This window comes from Marinomonas fungiae, from assembly GCF_001418205.1.
GTDB classification, from domain to species: Bacteria; Pseudomonadota; Gammaproteobacteria; order Pseudomonadales; family Marinomonadaceae; genus Marinomonas; species Marinomonas fungiae.
Map to the genome: position 1 here is coordinate 69,138 of NZ_LIQF01000001.1, position 23,347 is coordinate 92,484.

The following is a 23,347-nucleotide window of genomic DNA, read 5'->3' on the forward strand; positions in this document are numbered from 1 at the left end:
TGGAGGGGAAAACTTAGTAACCTCGGTGATGCAGCACCTTAGATAACCAACCAGTAGCCTTATGCTCTATTGCCGACAATACACCCAAGCCAAGACGCTCTGTTAACGCTTTTGGTTCACGGAAAGCCACTTGCAGCACATCGAAATCATGGTAATACTGCTCAAGGTAGGTATCACTGGTCATCATCACATCGGCCAATTTATTCTCAATTGCTTCTGAGCCATACCAAGTCTCACCCGTAGCAATAGCTTCAATGTCCAATATTGGTCGATTTTGAGACACAAAACGCTTAAACAGATCATGAGTGTCTTCTAGATCTTGCTTAAACTTTTCTCGCCCTTCTTCGGTGTTTTCACCCAGCATGGTCAAGGTACGCTTGTATTTTCCAGCCGTGTGCAGCTCCACATCAATGGTGTTACGCTCTAACAATCGATGGATATTCGGAATCTGTGCCACTACACCGATAGAGCCCAGAATAGCAAACGGCGCCGCGACAATCTTATCTGCCACGCAGGCCATCATATAACCACCGCTCGCCGCCACTTTATCAACCGTCACTGTCAGTGGAATACCACGATCGCGAATACGCTGTAATTGCGAAGCAGCTAAGCCATAACCGTGCACCATACCACCAGGGCTTTCTAAGCGAACAACCACTTCATCATCGCGGGTTGCCACACTTAACACTGCCGTAATTTCCTCACGCAGCGACTGCACCGCAGACGCTTTGATGTCACCATCAAAATCTAATACATAGATGCGCTTCTTGGTTTCTCCCTCTTGGGCATTTTTCTGTAACGCTTTCTTATGTTTTTTCTCTTCTTTGTGCTGTTTTTTCAGAATCTTCTTATCGAACAACTGCTTGCTCAGCTCATTTTTCATGGACTGATAGCCATCGTTCAATTTGGTAATCGATAAGTGACCGCCTTTACGTTGCTTACTTTTGCCACTGGCGATCACAGAAAGGATCAACAGTATAATCAGTGCAATACTCAAAAGGCGTATTAAAAAACCTGCGTAATCCGCTATAAATTCCAATGCACTCTCCTAACGGTTCTAAAGTGATGAACATACCTGTGGCCAATGATAATAGAGCCAGTTATGTATATAACAACCTGTAATTGTCCGTTCGTTGACTTTTTATGTCGCTCTTTTGCATTCGTTTGCTTAGTATTTCCTTTTTAATATGTACCAGCGGCAATCATAAAGGAGCGCATTTGAATGAAAGCCTCATTATCACAAGCTTTCGGCAGTAATTTTTTAGGGTCCTCCCCACTCTGGTATAAGCAAACCATAATCGCGTTTCTCATCCTCAATCCGATTGTTTTAATGTCCATGGGGCCATTTGTCACTGGCTGGTTGTTGATTATTGAATTTATCTTCACCCTTGCCATGGCGCTTAAATGCTACCCATTACAGCCAGGTGGCCTGCTCGCCATTGAAGCGGTACTGCTCGGCTTAACAACCAGTGAAGGTGTTTACCACGAAGTGGAAGGCAACATTGAAGTCATCCTACTACTGATGTTTATGGTGGCGGGCATCTACTTTATGAAAGACATGTTGCTGTTCATCTTTAATAAGCTGCTCATTCGCATCCGCTCAAAAGTCGCCATTTCGCTGGTATTTAGCTTTGCTGCAGCCCTACTCTCAGCGTTTCTAGACGCCCTAACAGTGACTGCGGTACTTATTAGTGTCAGCGTGGGGTTCTACTCGGTGTACCACAAGGTCGCCTCTGGTCAGTCAAGCAACAGCGCACACGATCACAGTGGTGACGATTCAATCTTACCGGTTAACCAAGAGGATCTAGCACAGTTCCGCGCTTTCCTGCGTAGTCTACTTATGCACGGCGCCGTCGGCACAGCATTGGGCGGCGTTTGCACCCTCGTTGGCGAACCGCAAAACTTATTGATTGCACACGTAGCGGGCTGGGACTTTGTGGAGTTCTTTGTACGCATTGCACCTGTTTCTATGCCCGTTCTGGTAATGGGGCTGCTGACCGTAGTCGTTCTAGAGAAAACCAAATGGTTTGACTATGGTGCCAAGCTCCCTGAAAACGTACGCAATATTCTCAAAAGCTTTGCCGACGAAGAAGCAGAGAAAAGCAACAGCAAGTTTAAGGCTCAATTGGTCGTACAAGGGATTGTAGCCATTATCCTAGTGTTTTCTCTGGCTTTCCATGTGGCGGAAGTAGGCTTAGTTGGCTTGATGGTCATTGTCCTATTAACATCAATGAACGGCATTACCGAAGAACATCGCATTGGTCACGCATTTGAAGAGGCTTTGCCTTTTACTGCATTACTGGTGGTATTCTTTAGTGTGGTCTCAGTCATCCACACACAACATTTGTTCCAACCGTTTATCGACGCGGTATTGCAGTTACCAGAGGATATGCAGCCAATTATGTTCTTTATTGCCAATGGCTTGCTATCGGCCATTAGTGATAACGTCTTTGTGGCGACGGTGTACATTACTGAAATCAAAGCCGCCTTAGATGCTGGCATCATTAGCCGAGAACATTTTGATCTGTTAGCCATTGCCGTTAATACTGGCACCAACCTACCTAGTGTTGCGACCCCTAATGGTCAAGCAGCCTTTTTGTTCTTGCTGACTTCAGCCATTGCACCGCTGTTACGTTTATCTTACGGAAAAATGGTTTGGATGGCGCTGCCATACACTATCGTTTTATCAGTGGTGGGTGCTATTTCCGTCAGCTACCTAGCGATGTAACCTCTTATACAAATAATAAAAAACGCCAAGCAGTACTGCTTGGCGTTTTTTATTGTGTGCTTTTGGTAAAAAATTATTCCGTGGCTTCCGCCAGCTCCGGATTGTCCAGTTTTCGCCACAGTGACAAGCCCGATTTTTTATCAATCAAATCCAAGCGTTCATTATGACTGTCAAGCTCTGCCTGATTTGCTCTTAACACTTTCAAACGTGGACGATCTGACGAAATCCGGCGCACTGCCAAACGGTCTTCTTCACTCTCATCGCCATCACCACCAAAACCGCCCATAGTGATCTGACCACCTGTCATCAGCAGATAAACATCCGCTAGAATCTCGGAGTCAAGCAAGGCGCCGTGTAATTCACGGTGTGAGTTATCAATACCGTAGCGCTTACACAGAGCGTCTAGACTATTCTTTTGCCCCGGATGTTTGCGTCGCGCATACACTAAGCTATCAAACACAGTACAAATATCTGCCACTTTGGGGAACTGCCCCAACAGCGAGAATTCATGATCAATAAAGCCCACGTCGAAGGGAGCGTTATGGATGATCAGCTCAGCACCTTTGATAAACTCCAAAAACTCCTGCGCTACCGCCGCAAACTTTGGTTTGTCCGCCAGAAACTCATTGCTGATACCGTGGACTTTGAAGGCTTCTTCTTCCACTTCTCGCTCGGGATTGATGTATACGTGAAAATGTCGGTTAGTTAGTTTTCGCCCAACCATTTCCACACAACCGATCTCAATAATCCGATGGCCTTGTTTCGGGTCGATGCCCGTTGTTTCTGTATCTAGAACTACTTGTCTCATGCACGCGCTCTCAATTCATCAATGCCTTGGTTGGCCAACTCATCAGCGATTTCATTACCTTCAATTCCGGCATGGCCTTTTACCCAATGCCACTCTACCTGATGTTTTTGACACATTTCATCAAGTTGCTGCCAAAGGTCTTGGTTCTTAACAGGCTGCTTCGATGCTGTCTTCCACCCTTTACGCTTCCAACCGGCTAACCATTCGGTAATGCCTTTTTGCACATAAGAAGAGTCGGTGTATAACGCCACTTTGCAAGGTTCTTTTAGCGCTTTTAAACCTTCAATCGCACCCATCAATTCCATACGGTTGTTGGTGGTATCGTGCTCACCACCACATAATCGCTTTTCATGAGGACCAAAGGTTAACCAAGCTCCCCAACCGCCAATGCCAGGATTGCCTTTACAAGCACCGTCGGTATAGAGCGTCACTTCTTTCATTAAACTACTTAATCTCTTTGATGGTCGGTTTGGTTAATGGCGGCACACGAACTTTTGTCGCTTTCCAGCGCGGCTTAATCGGTATATAACGCCGAGTCTGCTTAGTGACGGTCATAATATAGACACCACCTAATGGCAGTTTTAGCGCTTTAACACCCCGGCCTAGCCAATCTGTACGCTGACGCCATTTACTGGATTTAAACGGCATATCGTAATCAATAAACTCAATATTTTCGAGGGTTAATCCCGCTACCTTTAGCCAATCCTCTAAACGTCGATGGGAAATAAAGCGTGCCGCCCAAGGAGCTCGAACGCGTTTTGAGAATGAACGTCGAATCCCCCAAAAGCTAAATGGATTAAAGCCGATAATAATCAGCTTCCCACTGGGTAACAAAGTACGAGCAACCTCATGCAGATCGCGGTGAGGATCTTCCGATAAATCCAAGGTGTGGTGCAAAACAATGGCATCTATACCGTCAGATTCCAATGGCAACTCACTCATGGAAGCCACCACAGTGGCGTGACTAGCGCCTAATTCCAACACCGGTGACAAAGCAATGGTTTCGCGAATACGATGATGATGAAACGCTATTTCTCTTAGCGGAGATTGCTGCACCAAATAGTAGCCCACCATATTATCAAGCTCTCGCTCAACATGATCATGCTCTTCATTCAACAAACGTTGACCCAATTCGGTGTCGTACCAATCTTGGAATAATTGTCTTGATTGGTTATCCAACATACAATGCTCTCTTTCATAATCTGACTGGCGATCTAAACAGCTGCCAATCTATTTATCAATATTTAAACATAACGTTGGGCATATGACATTTTTTCCGTTACCGGCATTTAATGACAACTACATCTGGATCACTAAAGACGATGCGCAAAAAACCATCTGGGCAGTAGACCCCGGTGATGCCCAAGTAGTGTTAGATCACTGCCGCAACCATGAAGTGACCCTAGCAGGCATTCTGATCACTCACCACCACAAAGATCACATTGGCGGCGTTGCAGAGTTGAAAGCACAGTTTAGTTGCCCCGTATATGGACCTGAATCGTTAAGCCCTGCATTAGTCACCCATCCTTTAAGACAAGGCGATTGCTTAACCGTTCAACAAACCGAGTTTATGGTGCTTGAGACACCTGGACACACCTTGGACCACCTCTGCTACTTTGCTGAGCCAGCCCAGCAAGATCCGATTTTGCTGTGTGGCGATACCCTATTTCGTGGTGGCTGCGGCCGACTGTTTGAAGGTACCCCAGCACAAATGCTAAACGCCATGGCTCGACTGCGTGAACTTCCGCAAAATACGCAGGTCTATGGCACCCACGAATACACGCTTGCTAATTACCGCTTCGCGTTAGCCATCGACGGCAACAACCAAGCGTTAATTCATGCAAATAACGAAGCACAAGAACTTCGTGATCAAAAACGCCCAACGCTACCCTCCAGTATCGCATTGGAAACCCAAACCAACCCTTTCATGCGTTTTGATTGGCAAGAAGTAGTCGCAGGTGCGGCCGCCCTTCTAAACGAACAACCCGCGCAAGATTTAATCAATGGATTTGCGCAGATCCGCCGTGCAAAGGATGGCTTTTAGTTGACCTCTAAAACCGAATCCTTAGAATGCTGGCAAAGAAAATTAAATATGTGACCAGAATGACTAAAAACTTACTCATCGCCCTACTTGCGAGCAGTATCTTGACGGGCTGTCAGTCTTTGACACAGCAGCCAGCTGATATTGCTGAAATCGACGCTGAGAACGAAGCCATCGGAGCACCCGAAGCCGATGTAAACGACCTTGACTTCATAGATACGGTCAAACCTGTTCGCTCAGATGACGCCAAATTAGTGGCTAAGAAAAACACAGAAAAGGCCGATGCAAATCTGCCACCAGAAGATTTATGGGATCGGATTCGAGCAGGCTACCAGCTTGACCTGAATATAGACCAACCACGCTTGAAATCTCAGTTGCGCTGGTTTAGCACCCACCAAACCTATCTTGATCGAGTATCGAAACGTGGCGAGCGCTACCTTCACTACATTGTTGAAGAGTTAGAAAAGGAAAACATGCCACTTGAGATCGCTTTATTACCGATTGTTGAAAGTGGCTTTGACCCGTTTGGTTATAGCCATGGTCGTGCCTCAGGCCCATGGCAGTTCATTCCATCAACAGGGCAAATGTATGGACTTGAGCAGAATTGGTGGTTAGACGGTCGTCGCGATATTAAGCTGTCGACTAAAGCGGCAATCACCTATCTAAAGCGTCTCAATAATATGTTTGATGGTGACTGGTTACACGCTTTGGCCGCCTATAACTCAGGTGAAGGAACGGTAATGCGTGCAATACGCCGCAATAAAAATGCCGGAAAGCCAACCGACTTTTGGAACTTAGATTTACCCGCAGAAACCCGCGCTTACGTACCGAAACTACTGGCCTTAGCAAAGATCATGAAAGATCCTGCTAAATACGACTACGAAACCTATTTCATTGCCAATCAACCATACTTCGAAGAAGTGAACATTGGCGGGCAAATCGACCTAGCTCAGGCTGCTGAAATGGCCGACGTCAGCATTGATGAGATCTACCTACTAAACCCTGCTTATAATCAATGGGCAACGGCTCCTGACGGGCCTCACAAGTTGTTAGTACCGGTCGACTCTGCGGCAGAGTTCCGTACCAAGCTGGCTCAACTGCCAGCGAAAGAGCGAGTCACTTGGATTCGCTACACAGTTCAAGCAGGCGATAACTTAGGCGGCGTAGCCCGCGACCACAACACTACCGTGGCAGTGCTACAGGACATCAACAAGATCTCAACTAGCTTTATTCGTGTTGGGCAGCAACTAATGATCCCTGTCGCTGGTCAAAACGCAGCCAATTATACCCTGAGTTCGCATCAGCGCTTATTAAAGAAGCAATCTCGCTCACCAAGCACCAACCGCATCAAAATCAATTACACAGTTGAAAGCGGTGACAGCTTATGGAGCATTGCACAAAAGTACAACACGGACTCTAAAACACTAGCGCGCTGGAACAATATGGGCCTTGGTGATCCTCTACTGCCGGGCAAGAAACTGTCGGTTTGGATGAAACCTGATACCAGCAAGAGCACTTCTCGTTCCGTGGTAAAGCGAGTGGTCTACACCATTCGTTCAGGTGATTCGCTAGCGATGGTTGCGGACAAGTTCAACGTTAGCGTGAACGAAATCCGCAAGTGGAATCCAAAAGTTGGCCGTAAGAAATACATCCAACCGGGTGACAAGGTAACGCTACTGGTGAATGTGGTGGGTGGTTAATCCATCGCTCCCAACCAGCAATAAAAAAAGAGGTCAATTTGACCTCTTTTTTTATTGCTTACGAGTTATCTTTCGATCATTCGTAACGGCACAAGTAAGCCGTCGTCTCTGTTACTTTTACGCCGAATTTCTGGTTTGCTTCAACGATAAAGGTTTCGCCTTTAGCAAACGTCTTCCATTCTGTTTCACCAGGTAGAAGAATGGTTAGAGAACCAGATACAACGGTCATGTATTCGCGCTGAGAGGTGCCGAATTCGTAGTCACCAATGCTCATTACACCAACGGTAGAAGTACCTTCTGCGTTTTCTAGCGCAATAGACTTCACAGCATCATCAAAATAGCTATTCACTTGTAGAGACATAAACACACTCACTGTGGTCAAACATGGCTAGCTTGCTAGCCAACTTTAAAATGGCCGATCTCTCAGCCGTCATTCATTTCTTCAATAATCCATTCTTTGAACGCCGCCATAGCAGGTGTTAAAGCGCGTTTCTTTTCAAAAACAAGGTAGAAGGAGCGATTGGTATCCAGTTGCTTATCAAACAGCACCTGCAATTGACCAGAATCGATCTCAGGTGTTACTAGGCTAATGTCTGCCAAGGCAATACCCAGCCCTTGAGCCGCCGCACCTGCAGTCAAAGAACCGCTGGAAAACATTAATCCTCGACGAAACATTTTCGGATCTAAGTCGTTTTGAACCAGCCAATCATGCCATTCATCACTGCGTTTACTAACGTGTAATAAAGGGTAGAAGCTCATATCTTCTGGCGCATTAATCGGTTGGTTCGGCTTAATTAATTTTGGCGAACACACCGGTGCTAAGCGGATGGGACGTAAGTAGTGAGCCTCAACATCTGGCCAATCGCCATTACCGAAATACACCGCCATATCGATTTCACCAAGGGAAAAATCGATCAACCCCATTGATGAACGAATTTCAATCTCGATGTCTGGGTAACGCTCTTGAAAACGTTCCATTCGTGGCATCAGCCAGCGTGTTAAGAAGGATGGCGCCACCGCCAGCTTAAGTGATCCAGCATGTTGAGCACTCTTAAGATCGGCCGTTGCCTGCTCTAATTGCTGAAAGATCAGCTTGATCGGCTTGATGTAATTCTCGCCAGCCTCGGTGAGCACCACCTTACGTTTCGTACGTCGGAACAGCTCAATGCCTAAAAAGCTCTCAAGTCCTTTGATCTGATGGCTGATCGCCGAAGGCGTAACATTGAGCTCTTGGGCAGCTTTATTAAAGCTTCCATGACGCGCTGCGGACTCAAAACACTTCAACGAATTTAAAGGCGGTAATCTGTTAATAGCTCACACTCCAACGCAATACAAACGCCCCACAGGGGCGCAGACATGATAACCAAAGCGATCACTCAGCGTCTTTCTAGGAATCCGACTGAGTTGATTTTTTTGGCAAACGAAACGGCTCAAAGCCTTGTTGCTCATTATCGTGAAAAACCACTTTCTTACGAGCCGCGGGTTTCTGTTGTGCTTTTGGCGCTTTGTTTTTTACCGGTGCTTTTTGTTTAGCTTTCTTCTGCGGCGCACGTTTCTGAGTGATGCCAGTAAAAGTAGGCTCTAACCCCTCTACAGTGGAGGTCGAAAAAGTACGCTTCAAATAATGTTCTACTTCTTTGAAGTTAAACCAGTCTTTCGGTCCAACGAACGAAATCGCATCACCTTGGAAACCAGCTCGCCCTGTACGACCTGTTCGATGCACAAATTCTTCAGCAGGTTTTGGAATATCAAAGTTAAACACATGGGAAACACTTGCAATATCAAGGCCACGAGACGCCAAATCGGTACTGACCAAAACATTAAATTTGCCACGGGCGAAATCGTCCATCACCTTAGATCGAGCACTTTGTGACATGTCACCATTTAAACTGCCAGTTGTCAGCCCCCAACCCGCTAATAGCTCCGCTAAGCGCACGGTATCTTGTTTAGTGGCGGTAAAGACAATAGCTTGCTTGATGGTTAGTGTGTCTAAAAAGTGCTGTAGTAAGGCTTGCTTGTGATCCAAGTGATCACACAAGTATACGTGCTGTTTGATGTCTTGGTGCTCATCTTGACTATGGCCAATCGCCACGCGCACTGGCTCATACAACAGCTCTTGCGCCAATTCGTTCACTTCAGTGTCGTCCAGCGTCGCTGAGAAAAACAGCGTTTGGCGGCGACGGTGATTTGCAGCGTTATTGATGGCACGCAAGTCTGCAGCAAAACCAAGATCTAGCATGCGGTCCGCTTCGTCTAAAATAAGCATCTCTAGACCTTCAAGAAACACGTGTCGCTGTTTCAAGTGATCCGCCATACGACCAGGTGTCGCTACCACAAAATGCGGCTCTTTTTGAAAGTTCTTATGCTGGTCGTTAAAATTCTCACCACCCAGCACCAAAATAGCGCTAAAACGAGTCCCTGTAATCAAGGTGCGCAGTGTTGCGTACACTTGCTTTGCCAGCTCTCGAGTCGGCACCAAGATCAGCACACGAGGGTCGCGTTTTGCCAAGGCTTTGCGAGTGTAAAGGCGATGCACCGCCGGCAGTAAATACGCCAAGGTTTTCCCTGAGCCCGTTTTCGATGACGCCAAAAGATCTTTACCAGCCATCGCCTCTGGAATCGCACGTGCCTGAATTTCAGTCGTGTGCTCAAAGCCAAAGTGGCCAAAAGACTTCATTAGTCGGCTGTCTAAATCAAACTCAGAAAATAACAATCGCTTCACCTTAATACATGTAATTTTTCGGAGACACATTATAGCGTAGCGGCTCTCAAATCGGACACCTAAAATACGCTACATTTCGTGAAAAGTACCAATTGTGTAAGCCTTACCAGCACTAATCAGCTGCACCAACATGCCATCTTCAGCCTCGACCACTACCGCTTGCTCGATCAATTGGTAGAAGACATTTCGATGAAAACTTGCCCACATCCCATGGCGCACAGAGGCGTAGGGCAATAGCGCATCAGCTCGTTCAAATAATTTAATATCACTGTCGACTCCTAAGTTAAGTACATCGTTAGTTTTGGTAAAGAAACGCCATACTTGGCGCCCTTGATCATCTAGACTTTGCTCATAACGAACAATTTGAAAAGGGGCGTCTTCTACTTGAATACGTACTTTTTCTCCTGGCGTCACCAAAAAATAGTCATCTCCTTCTCGCCAAAGAATGCGGCTAAATAAAGTGACCATTTTTTCCCGTTTAATCACTTCGCCTTCATGCACCCAATCACCATTGGCTTTGATGACCATATCCATGTCACCACAATGATCGGGATGCCATGTGTCTACCGGAGGGTAGCCATCTGTTTGAGCAATGGGCTCCAAATTGATACGAGACATGAAATATTCCTAATACAGCAAATTAACGTCGCTCAACTCAACTTCAATATTTTTCAAATGAGCATAGAAGATCTTGAATTAGATTCACTGGTACACTTGGCACCATAAACAAATTACATAAAGCTAAGCTTTACATAGAGAATAACGAGCCCCAAATGACTACCGAACTAGCACGCAAATTTAAAGACTCAAATCGCGGGGTTTACTTTATCGGTACAACCCCCCCAAGAAACACCATTAAAGACGATACACAGCTTAACGAAATCGGGCAGAAGCTGCTGGACCGTTTAGGACAGATTGAAGTCGACGGTTTAATCGTATACGACATCCAAGACGAAAGCAGTCGTATTTCAAAGCCACGTCCGTTTCCATACATGCAAACCCACGACCCACTGGATTGGTCAAAGCGCCTACAGACTCTAGCGATCAAGCCAGTGATTACCTACAAGAGCGTGTCCTCGCGTAGTGAAGCAGAATTTAATCAGTGGCTTAATACCGCATGGGAAGACTATGGCATTCGCGACATCGTGCTGGTGGGCTCACCGTCTTCCGAAGGTGATATCGCGTTGCCGTTAAACAAGGCTTATAAAGCATTACAGAACAATAAGCATGATTTTAATCTTGGTGGCGTAACCATCGCAGAACGCCATGCCGTGAAAGGCGACGAACACCTTCGTTTGGTTAATAAAACCCTAGCGGGCTGCGACTTCTTTGTTTCTCAAGCAGTCTACAATCCACAAGCGACGGCTGACATGCTAAGCCAATACGCACGTGCTTGCCGTGAAAATGGCGAAACACCGAAGCGCGTCATCTTAACGTTCACTCCATGTGGCAGCGAGCAGACATTGAGTTTTATGGAATGGTTGGGGATTTCAGTGCCTGATGCCACTAAATTCCGCATTTTGGATTCGGCTAACCCATTGGATGAATCCATTAAGATTTGTCGCTCAGCTCTAGAGCAAATCATTGAAGTGGCCCTGCCGCTAGGCATTCCACTAGGACTAAACATTGAAAGCTTAACTAACCGTAAGGAAGAGATCGACGCCTCGATCAATTTATACAAGCTACTTAAGGCCACTTTGGACCTTAAGCTTGCGGAACAAAACCTTATCTAATCAGTTAGATAATAATGCCAGCTGTGCAATCACCTGCTCAGCTGATATATGCTGCATAGCATCTGGGGCGTGCACACGACTGGCCCATGGCAAGTCATTAACGGGCTTGCCATACTCTTTTTCGGCAAGTTGCTCATAGACACTGACTACCTTATCAAGATCGCAGTATGGCCCTGTGCGCTTCGGATTGGAATGCGCATACAAGCCTACCACAGGTGTTCCAACCAAGGTCGCCATATGCGCTGGCCCGGTGTCAGGACTCAAGACCCATGTTGCCCTTTTCAACACCGTTAGCATTTCCGCCAAACGGGTTTGCCCTACTAGGTTAGTGACGTTGGCGGCTAGTAACTGCTCTGCGATGGCCTTTTCCGAAGCACTCGGACCACCCGTTAACACCACGTGCAACCCTTTATTACGGCACCAATCAACCACCGCTTGATAACCCTCAATGCTCCAGTTACGCTCCACTTTGGAAGCACAAGGATTGATCACGACATAGCGCTCTGGCAAGCCATAAGACTCGTCAGGCAATGTCAGTGATAAAGGCAGAGTTAGATCCGTAACGCCCAATTTTGCGGCAATGGCTAAAAAAGAGTCCAACACGTGAGGTGAACGCGGCTCATCACCAAACTCATTAACAAACCAGTGCTGTTTTTCTCGAGAGTAGGCTTTTTTAAAACCGATGCGACATTTCGCCCGCACCATTTTAGTCAGCAAGCTTGCCCGGAGTGACCATTGCAAATGTAGCAGTACATCAAATTGAATTCCTGCCAGCGCTTTACGCAATGCTAACATGCCACCCAACCCAGACTTTTTATCATAAACCTGTACTTTTACATTTGGCAGAAGTTGCACCAATTGCGCCTCCACTGGCCCTGTGATCCAGGTTATTTGCGCCGTCGGGTATCGCTTCTGCAAGGCAGCCACCACAACCATAGCGTGACAAACATCGCCTATGGCAGATAAGCGCACCACCGCAATGTTTTCGATAGTCTGATCCATTTAGTTCCCTTGGGGCTGTTTAAACATATACGAACTATTATAAAATACTGGCCGATCAAAATGGCCTCTAAATCGCGTCATCTCATTCATTTTTTAGATTATTTTCATGCCAAGCATTCACCCTACTGCAAGCAGCGACATTGTTTTCATCAGCCAAAATAACAAGGGGATAACCAAGGATTGGTTCCAGCCTGAGTACTGGCAATCACGGCACAAAATACTGCACACCGCCACCGGGCGCGGTACCGTGTGGTTTGTCGACACTCCCATCGGAGCTACAGTTTTGCGCCAATACCGACGCGGTGGCCTAATCAGTAAATTTAATAAGTTCTCATTTCTCATCCAACCACTGGAACAAACCCGAGCATTCAAAGAGTTAGCCCTATTAGAAACACTACAAAAGCTCAAATTGCCTGCACCGGTCCCTGTGTGCGGCTTAGTACGTCGTGAAGGCTTATCTTATCAGGCTTGGCTTATGACGCAGGTTATTCCAAATGCCAAGGATTTATTTCAAGTGCTGCAGGAAGGGACGCTAGATTACGACCTCTGGCGAAAAATTGGACAGACCATTCGCCGCTTTCACAATCATAATGTTTACCACAGCGATTTAAACTGCCACAACATCATGCTGGATGAGCAAAATCAAGTGTGGCTGATTGACTTCGATAAGTGTGCCATTAGGGACAATGGGGCGAGCTGGAAACAGAAAAACATAGAGCGCCTCCATCGCTCTTTTGAGAAAGAATCCAAGAAACTAAGCCGTTTTGAATACAATCCTCAGGCATGGCAATGGCTACTAAACGGCTATCAAGACATTTAGTGCACATCAATCTCACTTTCTAATACTGACTAATATTCAGCAATCTCAATCAAGACCAATATAGCTAAACTCGATACCATGCCTAAAGGTTTTCAGTGGTAGATTATCGACATGAAGAGCTTGCACAAAAAAATAGAGCACGTTTGCGAGTACATTGAGCACAACTTGGATAGCCCTCTGAATTTGGAATTACTCAGCGAAGTAGCCTGCTACTCCAAGTTCCATTTTCATAGGGTATTCAAGGCCATTACGGGCTTAAGTGTCCAGCAATACGTGCTTTACCTACGACTCCGACGAGCGTCATTTCGTATCAGTTTTGAGAAAAATGTAAATTTGTCAGATATCGGCTATGAGGCAGGCTTTGATAGCCCCGAGGCTTTCAGTCGTGCCTTTAAAAGAGAAGTTGGGCAGCTCCCGAGCGAATTCAGACAAAATGCTGATTGGGAAAATTGGAATCTACGACTGAAGAAAAAACAAGCAAGATTCCAAAAGAGGCATAACATGAAAATTGAAGTGGTAGAGTTTCCTGAAATACAAATCGCTTATTTATCCCACATCGGGTCACCAGACTCCGTGCTAAAAACGGCTGGTAAGTTTATCGAATGGAGAAAAGAGACGGGGCTATCACCCGTAAAGACAAGCCGAACATTTGGTATTGCCTATAGTGATCCTGAAACGACGCCCCCTGACGAGTTTCGTTGGGATGTTTGTGGGTCAGTTAAAAGCCCAGTCCCGGAAAATAGTTTCGGCGTTAAAAATGGAATACTACCCGCAGGAAAATGCGCTGTCATACGCCATCAAGGCAGTCACGAGGGTCTTAGCATTACAATATGGGATGCCATCAAAAACTGGTTACCCGAAAGCCAAGAGGAACTTAGAGATCATCCAATTTACTTCGAGTATCTGAATTTTATCTTCGAAGTTGATGAGTGTGATTTATTGACCGATATCTACTTACCCTTGAAGTAAATCTAAGCAGATATCATTCAAACCTGAACGCCACTTAGCAAAGACCAAGTGGCGTTCAACCGAAGCGCCTAGTGACTAAGACTACTTATTCAACGATTTTCCAAGCGGTTATAGTCCAGAACACCACTACTCAAGGGCTTCATTGCTTTATTCAAACGCGCTATTTCATCACTGCTAGCCCAAAACTCATCACTGGTACGACGGACACCATAAGTGTCTAGCAAAGCAGCATAATCTTCATCGGACTTGATCGCCTTCACCGCCGCCACAAACTCAGGCACCTGCGCTTCCGTCATTTTCAATAGAACATTCGGATAATCACCAACGATACCACGCACCACCATCAAGTTATCCTCTTGAGGCGCAACTGTTGACTCTTCGTCCAATAGACTAGTGATATTGTAATGGCCTCGATTGTGAATAATGGTAGCAAGCTCAGCATCATGTCCGTCTCGCTCAATCAGCATCATCGCTAGCTCAGGAAATGGTACAACGGTTTCACCCTTTAAGTTCTGTAAGCTTAATAGCGCATTTTGCGTCGCCGCACTTAACTTAGACTGTGCCAGCTCATGGTCACGCTGTAGCACAGGCTGCAAGCGCTCTGCTAACCGTTCAAACAATTCCTGTTTATGATTGGTCGTCTGGTAATCGATAGCCGATGCCACATCCACCTGCATAAGATCACTAAATATGTAGTCTTTAATCGTCTGGTTAGCATTGCGATACCAATATTCACGCATAGCCAAGCGTTCATCACGAGGCAAGAACATAAGGAAATTCGCCTCCCCTTCCATACGTAAAAAGTCCATATATAGGCGAGTCACAAGCTGATGACCGACATTACCAAACACATCAAAACCAGCCACTAATAGATAGTGAATGCGCTCTAACAATGGATAATCAATCACCCATGCTGTTTTGGGTTCTGGTCCGACCAGCCCCTTTTCTACCGTGGCATTATCGAAATGTCGCATTACGGTCAGCGCCGCATTGCTATTATGCCCTTCCCCGTCCCAGATCATATCAAGATTAAACTTCATACCATTCTTGCCCATATCAGCCAGCAAACCCGCTTTTGCTGATAGGTAGTCTTTCTGCTTTTCTGAATACAGCACCCAAGAAGTAAGCGGTAGCGCATTACTGCTCTGTGACGCTGGCAGCGCTAAAGAATCCGCATGATTCTCTAAAAATGAGCTACCAATGTTATGCAAGTCCAAATCAGGGTTAACGAAATACACCCAAAACTGCTCATCAATGACATTCACCGCCACTTGACCACGACATACTGGCCCTTTGATGAACGCCATAATGGTGTTTTGAGCATGGTCTAACAAAAATCGGTAACGACTATTAGCAGGAATCTGAGCAAATGATTGAAATGGATTGCTGGCGATTTCCGGCTCATAACTCGCCAACGATGTGACCGAATACTCATCCCCGTAGAACCATTCTGACCAGCGAGAATAACGCGCTTCATCCAATTTCATGGGAATAAAGGTTTTCTGCACTCGACTTTCTGGATCAAGCCAGAGGCGGTAGTAAACGCGGTCTACCTTAGGATTATCGTAAGGGCGACGGGTACTGATGCGCTCAATCGGTTCTCCTGGAGGCGTACTTGAACGCACCAATTTGTAGTTAAAACGCGCCTCATCATCAAAATAGAGGCTATACAGGTAAATATGCTCGTAGATATAGCGATTTACCAATTGAGCCTTTAGAGAATCACCATTAAAGCGCTGCTCCCACTTGGCAACCTGTGATGTCACTGCATCTGGCACGTGATCCGGCACCTGCATTCGAGCACCGTTGGCCAACCACTTAGTTAGGGTATTGTACTCTTGGTCAGTTAATTGCGGTAATCCGTAAGGCATTCCCCAAGTAGGATGAGATACTTCAAAACGGTCGTATTCTTCAACGGTGGGACACTGTTGCTCACGGTTTAGCGCAAAATCGTATTGCTCAGCAGGTAAGATGTCTGTATCAAACTGACCTTGCTGGCGTCGCAAAGCAATTGCGCGGTATAAGACACTGCCCTGCAAATTGGCGGCCGGACTTTGCGAGCGCTCATTTAAAATCGAGTAGAAACCTTTATCCCGCCACTCGTCAGCTGTGCGAGCATCTTCAAAAAGGCGCGTTGGCGCTAACGCTAGCAAACGATCACCTTCATATACTTTGTCTTTACTGCCTCCGCGTTCAATCCCATCAGGAGCGGTGAGTTTGATTTGGCAAGGAGCATCGTAGCAAGCATGACAATTGATACAGCGGCTTTCTAGAATGGGCTTCACTTGCTCCTGATAAAAATTATCTGGCAAGGTTGTGCCATGATTGACAATCGCTAGTTGGCGATTCTGACTATCGGCATGACCAAAGATGTCATCTAAATCATGGCTGGCGAACACTGCACAGCCGGATAACACTACCAACAGCAAGGCTAGCGTCCATCTAGAAAGCTTTTTCATCAATTTATCCAAAATTAACTTGTTTAACTTATACGCTTATAGTGTATCTGCTGGTTTATAAACGCAGGAAATAAAAAAGGGGGAAAAGTTTGCTTCCCCCCCTTACTTTCACATTTTGGTAACGAAGTTAGTTACTTTCTTCGTCTTCATCGTCGAATTCAACCAGTTCATAAGCGTCGTCGCCCATGTCTTCATTAGCCAACAAGAGTGCATCTTCATAAGCACTGCCGAATTCGATACGTGTGATGTCGTACAGGTCGTATTCGTAAGTCTCATCGAACCAACGAGCATCAGAGCCAATCTCTTCAAGTTCAAAAGTAGTGGCATCAGCACGAAGGACTCGGCCGATCTCACAACCATCCGCATCCACTTCTTCACGATGAATCGTGACCAAACCAAACTCTTCACTGATGTCCATTAGCAAGACCGCGAGATCTTCTAGATCAACTTCAGGATCTTCAATCTCTTCACCACGCAGCTCTAGAACACGTTTTTGAAAATCATTAAACGGTGCTGGGTGCATGAAATCGCTAATGTCTTCCAGAAACAGAATCTGATAACCATTCAAGTGAACACCGTCGTCCACCAATTGCATCAGCACCATTTCTTCGTTTGCCGCGATGATAAATCCATCTGTCCAGTTATCAGGTCCGTCGATTTCTTCGCGAAAGATACGTACGACATTCTTGCGCGTTCGGGCTTTTTCCAATTCGATGAGCATAATGGCTCCTAAAGGACATCATTTAAAAACAAGTGCTAGTGTAAACCTTGGCTACAGTAGGAACAACTCATTGCTGAAAATCGTGCCAATTTTCAATCAGATCAATGAGATCATCTAGACCACACTCAGCTTCCACACCATCATTTGAGGCTTGGAAGAAGCCACTTTGGGTATCAAACATGGCTTTGATTTCTTCTTCCGCTTGGCTCATATCAATGCGACGCTTCACCGCCACACCTTCTGGGCTAATCACCACTTGGAAAATACCGTGCTTGAACTCAGTCACTTCCTCTTCCTTTTCTGCCAAAGACGCAGCTTGCCAAACGCGCTGTACTGTTTCTTTGTCCGTCAAGTATTCGCTGACCCACTCAGCAATCGCAGCAAACTCTACCTCTGCAAAAACGCGGTATGCGCCTTCTTCTTGATCATATGCAATTTCATAATCCATAGAGCACTACCTCACTCTTTCTCATCACTAACTGAAGCTTTATTTTGATCTTGGCGGTAATCCATATTTTGTTTTTGCTGACGCTGGGGTACCGCTGCGGCTAAGCGCGCTTGTCGAGCAGCTTCTTTTTCCGCTTTTACCTGTTCAACTTTGACCCACTCATCGGCCACCATTTCAGGGGTTTCCATCACATAAGGACCAATGGCGCCACTGCGAACATCTGATAAAAACACCTCTGCCGCTTTGTGCATATCAATCTTACCGCCGGCGCGTAATGCACCACGTTTAGAACCAATCACTTTTAACGTCTCTACTGCATCCACAGGGGCTTCTTTCAGCTTGTAACGGGAAACCAGTGCATCGTTGTAGTCAGCAATAAAAAACTTCAATCCCATCAATGCCACATCTTCGTAATCAATGGCTGTATCTCGAACAGCTCCGGTTACCGCCAAACGATAGCTGGCATCGGGATTTTCAATTTTTGGCCACAAAATCCCAGGGGTATCTAATAGCTGAAAACCATCGTTGACACGTAATTTTTGCTGCGCTTTAGTGACAGCAGGTTCGTTGCCTACTTTCGCCACACGTTTACCTAACAAGGCATTCATCAAACTGGACTTACCTACGTTTGGAATACCGGCAATCATGGCGCGAATGGGCTTCTCGGCACTGCCTCGATGCGGCACCAGCTGCTGTACCCAGTTAGATAGCTTGGCTAAGTCGGCCTTATCTTGAGTACTAAATGGGTAAGCCGTGATTTGGTCTGCGTCACGCCAGTGCTCTAACCAGCGATTCATGCGATCTTTATCGGCTAAATCTTTTTTATTCAGCAATCGCAAAACAGGTACATCACCACGTAACGTCGTCAGCATTGGGTTCTGACTTGAGTCTGGAATACGGGCATCCAAAACCTCAATCACGAGGTCGACCTGAGTCATGACATTCTCGATTTCTCGTCGAGCTTTATTCATATGCCCGGGGAACCATTGAACGCTCACGTTTTCACCTCTTTCTTACCATTCAAAATTTGGCGCGCAGTCTAACACAAAGTTTAGTTCACTATGCTAAAAACTCCGTAGCTGTAACAAAAACGTACTGTCAATCAGCCTGTTAACACCAAAACCGACCTAAATCATCGCTCTGTTCTGAAAGCTGACCTGAGTCAACACAGAAAAATCCAACCACCCCTATACTGCAAAACATCCAGGAACTGCAGTGCATCAGGCACTTAGTTCTCTCTGGGTGTTCTCTCGATCGGGCTATTGCCCCTTAGGCCGCAGTGTGCCATCACTGCGGCTTTTCTTTTTTCTAACTCATCAGTTGGTTACCCTGATCTAACTCGATGTAACGCTTCCTCAATGACTTCGGGATACAAACGTAAAACGGCTCTTTGGACTGTTCAAATAACAGTGGCAACTCGATAATAAATGGCTCTAAATGATGCCCCAAAGGCCAGCGTCGCTGAATGGAACGAATGGCTCGCTCTACGCCCACTTCAGTTCCTAACTCCGCTAGCCAATTATCTTGTTCTAACGAGCTAATCATCCGTTGCAAACGCTCTGGGCACTGAGCTTTATCTTGCACTAAAGCCGCTACAGCACGCTCGGCAAACGCCGCGAAGGGCGCGAAGGGCGCGAAGGGCGCTTCATCAAATTGCTCCCATGTCTGAACCAACCAATAATCCATTAAAACATCTTGGATGATACCCGCAAATCGGCGCCGGCCGACTCGCGGTAACCCCTTAAAACGTTCTGATTCAGGGTGGGCATCCACAAAGGTGTCCACAGCCTGATGTAAACGCCAACCACGCCATAACTCGACTTGTTGAGGATCTGGTTGCCAAGGAAAGTCTCCTAGCAGATTCCCCGCATAGGAAGTCTGCGTTAACTTGGCGATGTGCAAATGGGCTATATAGTTCACAAAGGGCTCGCTTTTAAGCGTTTAAAGTGGCGCACTTACAAGTTTTTATCGGTTTCCTTGCAAGCTATAAATAGTGGCGGCCATTAAAATTTGCTAGACTGCGACAAATTTTTCTTAACTGGATATTCTTTTGAACGCATCGACACCTTTGCAGCTTGCTGACACGCTTCCTCCTAAAATGACGCAACTACTTGCGGACATGGGCATTACTTCCTTTACCCCTATTCAGCAACAAGCATTGCCTGATGTCTTAGCGGGTAAAGATCTGATTGCCCAAGCCCAAACCGGCAGTGGTAAAACTCTGGCGTTTGCCATCGGCTTAATCATGCAGCTAAATCCGCGCTACTTTGGTTGCCAAAGCCTGGTACTGTGCCCAACGCGTGAGCTTGCAGATCAAGTAGCAAAAGAAATCCGCAAAGTGGCACGCTACCTAGAAAACATTAAGGTTCTGACTTTGTGTGGTGGCATGCCATTCGGACCGCAAATCGCATCTTTAGAACACGGTGCGCACGTTGTTGTCGGTACTCCGGGGCGCATCATGGAGCACTTACGCAAAGGCCACTTAGATTTAAGTGGTATCAACACCTTGGTACTTGATGAAGCCGATCGTATGCTCGACATGGGCTTTATCGACAGTATCCGCGATATTGTGGCCTTAACTCCGAAACAACGTCAAACGTTACTGTTCTCCGCAACTTACGGCGACAACATTGCCAGCATCAGTGAAGAGTTCCAGCGTCAGCCTCGCTTTGTAAAAATCGAAGTGGAAGAAGCCACTCGTCCAAACATTGATCAATATTTCGTGCGCGCCAACAACAGTGAAAAACCGCAGCGTCTGTTAGACACTTTGGCACATTTTGAACCAAACCAAGCCATTGTATTTTGTAATACCAAAGCCGAGTGTGACGAAGTAGCCGAGTGGTTAACCGACCACAATGTCAGTGCCTTGGCGATCCACGGTGACTTTGAGCAAAAGCAACGAGACCAAGTACTGGTACGTTTCTCGAATAAGAGTTGCTCTGTATTGGTGGCAACGGACGTCGCGGCACGCGGCATTGATGTCAAAGAAATTGATTTGATCATCAACTATGACACCACTCGTGATATTGATGTGCACACGCACCGCATCGGTCGTACAGGTCGTGCTGGCGCAGAAGGTATCGCGGTGAGTTTCATTACCGACCGAGAAGATTACAAACTGTCAGACATTGCAGCACGCTTTGCGATTGAACCTGAGTTTCTGTCATTAGGCACTTGCCCGGGTAACTTCGAGCTAAAACCAGAAGTCGTTACCATCGCCTTTGATGCGGGTAAGAAAAACAAGCTGCGCGCGGGTGATATTCTAGGCGCGTTGACGGCAGGTTTAGGTCTTGAGAAAAGTGCCGTTGGCAAGATCGACATTTTCGATTTTCAAGCTTATGTAGCGATCGAAGAGCGCCACGCTCGACAAGTCGTTAAAGCCCTTTCGACTAAGAAAATCAAAGGCCGCACCATCCGCTCACGCATACTACGTTAATCATGATCTGGCGTCGTTGCTTATACAGTTCTAAAGCCCAGTTGCTCGGTTTTTTATTGGGTGCGGTAACCGTATCGTTGGCGACGCTTATGCCCGCCTCGACATTGGGCACACCACCGGGGTCCGATAAATTACACCATGTACTCGGCTTTGCTTTTTGGACCCTCTTATGCGCCTTTGGCCCCACTCGTCGCTTTATCCTATTGGCGCTGACCATTGTTCTGTGCGGTGGTTTAATTGAGCTTATTCAACCCTACGTTCATCGGCGCGGAGAATGGGACGACTTTTGGGCCGACTGCGCAGGTGTTGGCTTAGCAGCCTTGGTGCACTGTCTTGTTTATTTGATAAAAAAGCGTGGTACGGATACTGCATAACCCCTCTATGCATTCAGAGAGGGAAAACACGATGACTAGCTCGACGACAGCTCACACACAGCTACTGCATTCTTTATTCGAAGCCGCCATTGATGCAACGCAGCCCCATCGCTGTGTTCCCATACATATGCCTTGCCCGGTTGCAGGACGCACCATTGTCGTTGGGGCGGGCAAGGCTTCCGCCGCCATGGCACAGGCTTTTGAACAAAACTATAAAGGCGAGATATCAGGCCTCGTGGTGACTCGCTATGGTTACGCTGTGCCCTGCGAGAAGATTGACATTGTCGAAGCGGCTCATCCTGTACCGGATGAAAATGGCTTAAAAGCCGCACAACAAATTTTACAGCGAGTATCAGATCTCACTGAGCAAGATCAGGTAGTGGTTCTCCTCTCTGGTGGTGGCTCTGCTTTAATGCCCTTGCCCCATGACGAAATCAGTTTGCAGGAGAACCAAGTCATTCATAGCGCCTTGCTTAAAAGTGGTGCAAGCATCATCGAAGTCAATACCGTGCGCCGTCATTTATCACAACTCAAAGGTGGGGGCTTAGCCGCGGCGTGCTATCCCGCTAAAGTGACCACCCTTTTAATTTCCGATGTTCCAGGAAATGATCTTGCAACGATTGCCTCTGGCCCTACCGTAGGCGATCCAACCACTTGTGAAGATGCGTTACGAATCATCGATAAATACGCCATCGAAATTTCCAATGTGATACGTGAAAAGCTCGAACAGGGGCTTTACGAAAGTATCAAGCCAAGAGACTACCGCCTTGAACGATGTGTGACTAAATTAATTGCTACTCCCCAAATGGCACTGGAAGCTGCGGCAAAACGCGCCCAAGAGTTGGGAATCAAATGCTTAATTCTAGGCGATAGTATTGCAGGCGAAGCAAAAGAAGTTGCCAAAGTGATGGCGGGAATTACACGCCAGGTGCGCCATTTCGAACAGCCTATTAAGCCGCCTTGCATACTGTTGTCTGGAGGCGAAACCACTGTCACCTTGAAAGGCAATGGCGTCGGTGGTCGCAATGTGGAGTTTCTCTTATCACTGGCTATAGAGCTAGAGGGGCAACCAGGCATTTCAGCCATCGCCTGTGATACCGATGGTGTCGATGGAAGTGCCGACATAGCTGGCGCCATGATCACCGAATACTCATTATCAGATGCACTCGCTAAAGGCATGCAAGCCAAAGAGTATCTCGCGAATAATGACGCCCATACGTTTTTTAAGAAAATTGGCCAATCCGTCGTCACTGGTCCGACATTAACCAACGTAAATGACTTCCGCGCGATTTTTATTGATTCACCTACCTGATATTTCTGTCTACCATGGCAAAGTAACTTTGACCGATTGACTAAGCTTAAACATTCGGTCAAAGTCCTTGTCAA

At 46.5% G+C, this 23,347-nt stretch carries 23 protein-coding genes; 9 read left to right on the forward strand and 14 right to left on the reverse strand.

Annotated features, from left to right (window positions below; translation table 11 throughout):
* Nucleotides 1-13: 13 nt before the first annotated feature.
* Nucleotides 14-1,039 (reverse strand): protease SohB, encoded by a 1,026-nt coding sequence (gene sohB, locus ASC49_RS00315; RefSeq protein ID WP_055461219.1) that lies wholly within the window; start codon nt 1,037-1,039, stop codon nt 14-16.
* Nucleotides 1,040-1,222: 183 nt separating this feature from the next.
* Here sohB and nhaB point away from each other — a divergent pair, with 183 nt between their 5' ends.
* On the forward strand, nt 1,223-2,728 hold the full coding sequence (gene nhaB / locus ASC49_RS00320; RefSeq protein ID WP_055461220.1) for a sodium/proton antiporter NhaB: 1,506 nt from the start codon (nt 1,223-1,225) through the stop codon (nt 2,726-2,728).
* Nucleotides 2,729-2,801: 73 nt separating this feature from the next.
* Here nhaB and dnaQ read toward each other — a convergent pair whose 3' ends face one another.
* The 3 genes from dnaQ to ASC49_RS00335 are packed head-to-tail and all read right to left on the reverse strand — an operon-like array spanning nt 2,802 to nt 4,718.
* On the reverse strand, nt 2,802-3,536 hold the full coding sequence (gene dnaQ, locus ASC49_RS00325) for a DNA polymerase III subunit epsilon (protein ID WP_055461221.1): 735 nt from the start codon (nt 3,534-3,536) through the stop codon (nt 2,802-2,804).
* A complete protein-coding gene (rnhA, locus tag ASC49_RS00330; protein WP_055461222.1) occupies nt 3,533-3,976 on the reverse strand; it encodes a ribonuclease HI in 444 nt (147 codons plus the stop codon). The genes dnaQ and rnhA overlap by 4 nt, the downstream gene beginning before the upstream one ends.
* 4 nt (nt 3,977-3,980) lie before the next feature.
* Nucleotides 3,981-4,718, reverse strand: coding sequence for a methyltransferase domain-containing protein (locus ASC49_RS00335; protein WP_055461223.1), 738 nt, complete (start codon nt 4,716-4,718; stop codon nt 3,981-3,983).
* 82 nt (nt 4,719-4,800) lie between these two features.
* On the opposite strand from ASC49_RS00335, the gene gloB reads away from it, so the two are divergent.
* Both gloB and ASC49_RS00345 read left to right on the forward strand, forming a co-directional pair.
* Nucleotides 4,801-5,580: a hydroxyacylglutathione hydrolase gene (gene gloB, locus ASC49_RS00340; RefSeq protein WP_055461224.1), complete on the forward strand. Its 780-nt coding sequence runs from the start codon at nt 4,801-4,803 to the stop codon at nt 5,578-5,580.
* 59 nt (nt 5,581-5,639) lie between these two features.
* The gene (locus tag ASC49_RS00345; RefSeq protein WP_055461225.1) at nt 5,640-7,277 is read left to right on the forward strand and encodes a LysM peptidoglycan-binding domain-containing protein; all 1,638 of its coding nucleotides are present in this window, start codon (nt 5,640-5,642) and stop codon (nt 7,275-7,277) included.
* A 76-nt stretch (nt 7,278-7,353) separates the two neighbouring features.
* Here ASC49_RS00345 and ppnP read toward each other — a convergent pair whose 3' ends face one another.
* The 4 genes from ppnP to ASC49_RS00365 all read right to left on the reverse strand — a co-directional run bounded on the left by ppnP (nt 7,354) and on the right by ASC49_RS00365 (nt 10,617).
* Entirely contained in the window at nt 7,354-7,638 is a 285-nt protein-coding gene (gene ppnP, locus ASC49_RS00350) for a pyrimidine/purine nucleoside phosphorylase (protein WP_055461226.1), read from the reverse strand.
* 62 nt (nt 7,639-7,700) lie between these two features.
* A complete protein-coding gene (gcvA, locus tag ASC49_RS00355) occupies nt 7,701-8,588 on the reverse strand; it encodes a transcriptional regulator GcvA (protein ID WP_055461227.1) in 888 nt (295 codons plus the stop codon).
* A gap of 76 nt (nt 8,589-8,664) precedes the next feature.
* Entirely contained in the window at nt 8,665-9,999 is a 1,335-nt protein-coding gene (locus ASC49_RS00360) for a DEAD/DEAH box helicase (RefSeq protein WP_245624594.1), read from the reverse strand.
* 69 nt (nt 10,000-10,068) lie between these two features.
* Nucleotides 10,069-10,617 carry a DUF1285 domain-containing protein gene (locus ASC49_RS00365; protein WP_055461229.1) on the reverse strand — a complete coding sequence of 183 codons (549 nt, stop codon included), beginning with the start codon at nt 10,615-10,617 and terminating at the stop codon, nt 10,069-10,071.
* Nucleotides 10,618-10,772: 155 nt separating this feature from the next.
* Here ASC49_RS00365 and ASC49_RS00370 point away from each other — a divergent pair, with 155 nt between their 5' ends.
* Nucleotides 10,773-11,732 carry a methylenetetrahydrofolate reductase gene (locus ASC49_RS00370; RefSeq protein WP_055461230.1) on the forward strand — a complete coding sequence of 320 codons (960 nt, stop codon included), beginning with the start codon at nt 10,773-10,775 and terminating at the stop codon, nt 11,730-11,732.
* On the opposite strand, the gene ASC49_RS00375 is transcribed toward ASC49_RS00370, so the two are convergent.
* Nucleotides 11,733-12,734, reverse strand: coding sequence for a glycosyltransferase family 9 protein (locus ASC49_RS00375; RefSeq protein WP_055461231.1), 1,002 nt, complete (start codon nt 12,732-12,734; stop codon nt 11,733-11,735).
* Between the two features lie 106 nt (nt 12,735-12,840).
* On the opposite strand from ASC49_RS00375, the gene ASC49_RS00380 reads away from it, so the two are divergent.
* Nucleotides 12,841-13,554, forward strand: coding sequence for a 3-deoxy-D-manno-octulosonic acid kinase (locus ASC49_RS00380; RefSeq protein ID WP_055461232.1), 714 nt, complete (start codon nt 12,841-12,843; stop codon nt 13,552-13,554).
* 111 nt (nt 13,555-13,665) lie between these two features.
* On the forward strand, nt 13,666-14,523 hold the full coding sequence (locus tag ASC49_RS00385) for an AraC family transcriptional regulator (RefSeq protein ID WP_055461233.1): 858 nt from the start codon (nt 13,666-13,668) through the stop codon (nt 14,521-14,523).
* Between the two features lie 89 nt (nt 14,524-14,612).
* Here ASC49_RS00385 and ASC49_RS00390 read toward each other — a convergent pair whose 3' ends face one another.
* The 5 genes from ASC49_RS00390 to ASC49_RS00410 form a co-directional block, all read right to left on the reverse strand.
* A complete protein-coding gene (locus ASC49_RS00390) occupies nt 14,613-16,982 on the reverse strand; it encodes a fatty acid cis/trans isomerase (RefSeq protein ID WP_055461234.1) in 2,370 nt (789 codons plus the stop codon).
* Nucleotides 16,983-17,109: 127 nt separating this feature from the next.
* Complete coding sequence (locus ASC49_RS00395) at nt 17,110-17,703, reverse strand: hypothetical protein (protein WP_055461235.1); 594 nt, start codon at nt 17,701-17,703, stop codon at nt 17,110-17,112.
* 67 nt (nt 17,704-17,770) lie between these two features.
* Entirely contained in the window at nt 17,771-18,151 is a 381-nt protein-coding gene (locus tag ASC49_RS00400) for a YacL family protein (protein WP_055461236.1), read from the reverse strand.
* A gap of 11 nt (nt 18,152-18,162) precedes the next feature.
* Nucleotides 18,163-19,149: a ribosome biogenesis GTPase YlqF gene (gene ylqF / locus ASC49_RS00405; protein ID WP_055461237.1), complete on the reverse strand. Its 987-nt coding sequence runs from the start codon at nt 19,147-19,149 to the stop codon at nt 18,163-18,165.
* 310 nt (nt 19,150-19,459) lie between these two features.
* Entirely contained in the window at nt 19,460-20,071 is a 612-nt protein-coding gene (locus tag ASC49_RS00410; protein ID WP_055461238.1) for an ACP phosphodiesterase, read from the reverse strand.
* A 130-nt stretch (nt 20,072-20,201) separates the two neighbouring features.
* Here ASC49_RS00410 and dbpA point away from each other — a divergent pair, with 130 nt between their 5' ends.
* Genes dbpA through ASC49_RS00425 form a run of 3 tightly spaced genes read left to right on the forward strand, consistent with a single transcriptional unit; the run spans nt 20,202 to nt 23,273 of the window.
* Nucleotides 20,202-21,587, forward strand: coding sequence for an ATP-dependent RNA helicase DbpA (gene dbpA / locus ASC49_RS00415; RefSeq protein WP_281175750.1), 1,386 nt, complete (start codon nt 20,202-20,204; stop codon nt 21,585-21,587).
* 2 nt (nt 21,588-21,589) lie between these two features.
* Nucleotides 21,590-21,961 carry a VanZ family protein gene (locus tag ASC49_RS00420; protein ID WP_055461239.1) on the forward strand — a complete coding sequence of 124 codons (372 nt, stop codon included), beginning with the start codon at nt 21,590-21,592 and terminating at the stop codon, nt 21,959-21,961.
* Nucleotides 21,962-21,992: 31 nt separating this feature from the next.
* Nucleotides 21,993-23,273: a glycerate kinase type-2 family protein gene (locus tag ASC49_RS00425; protein ID WP_055461240.1), complete on the forward strand. Its 1,281-nt coding sequence runs from the start codon at nt 21,993-21,995 to the stop codon at nt 23,271-23,273.
* Nucleotides 23,274-23,347 lie beyond the last annotated feature (74 nt).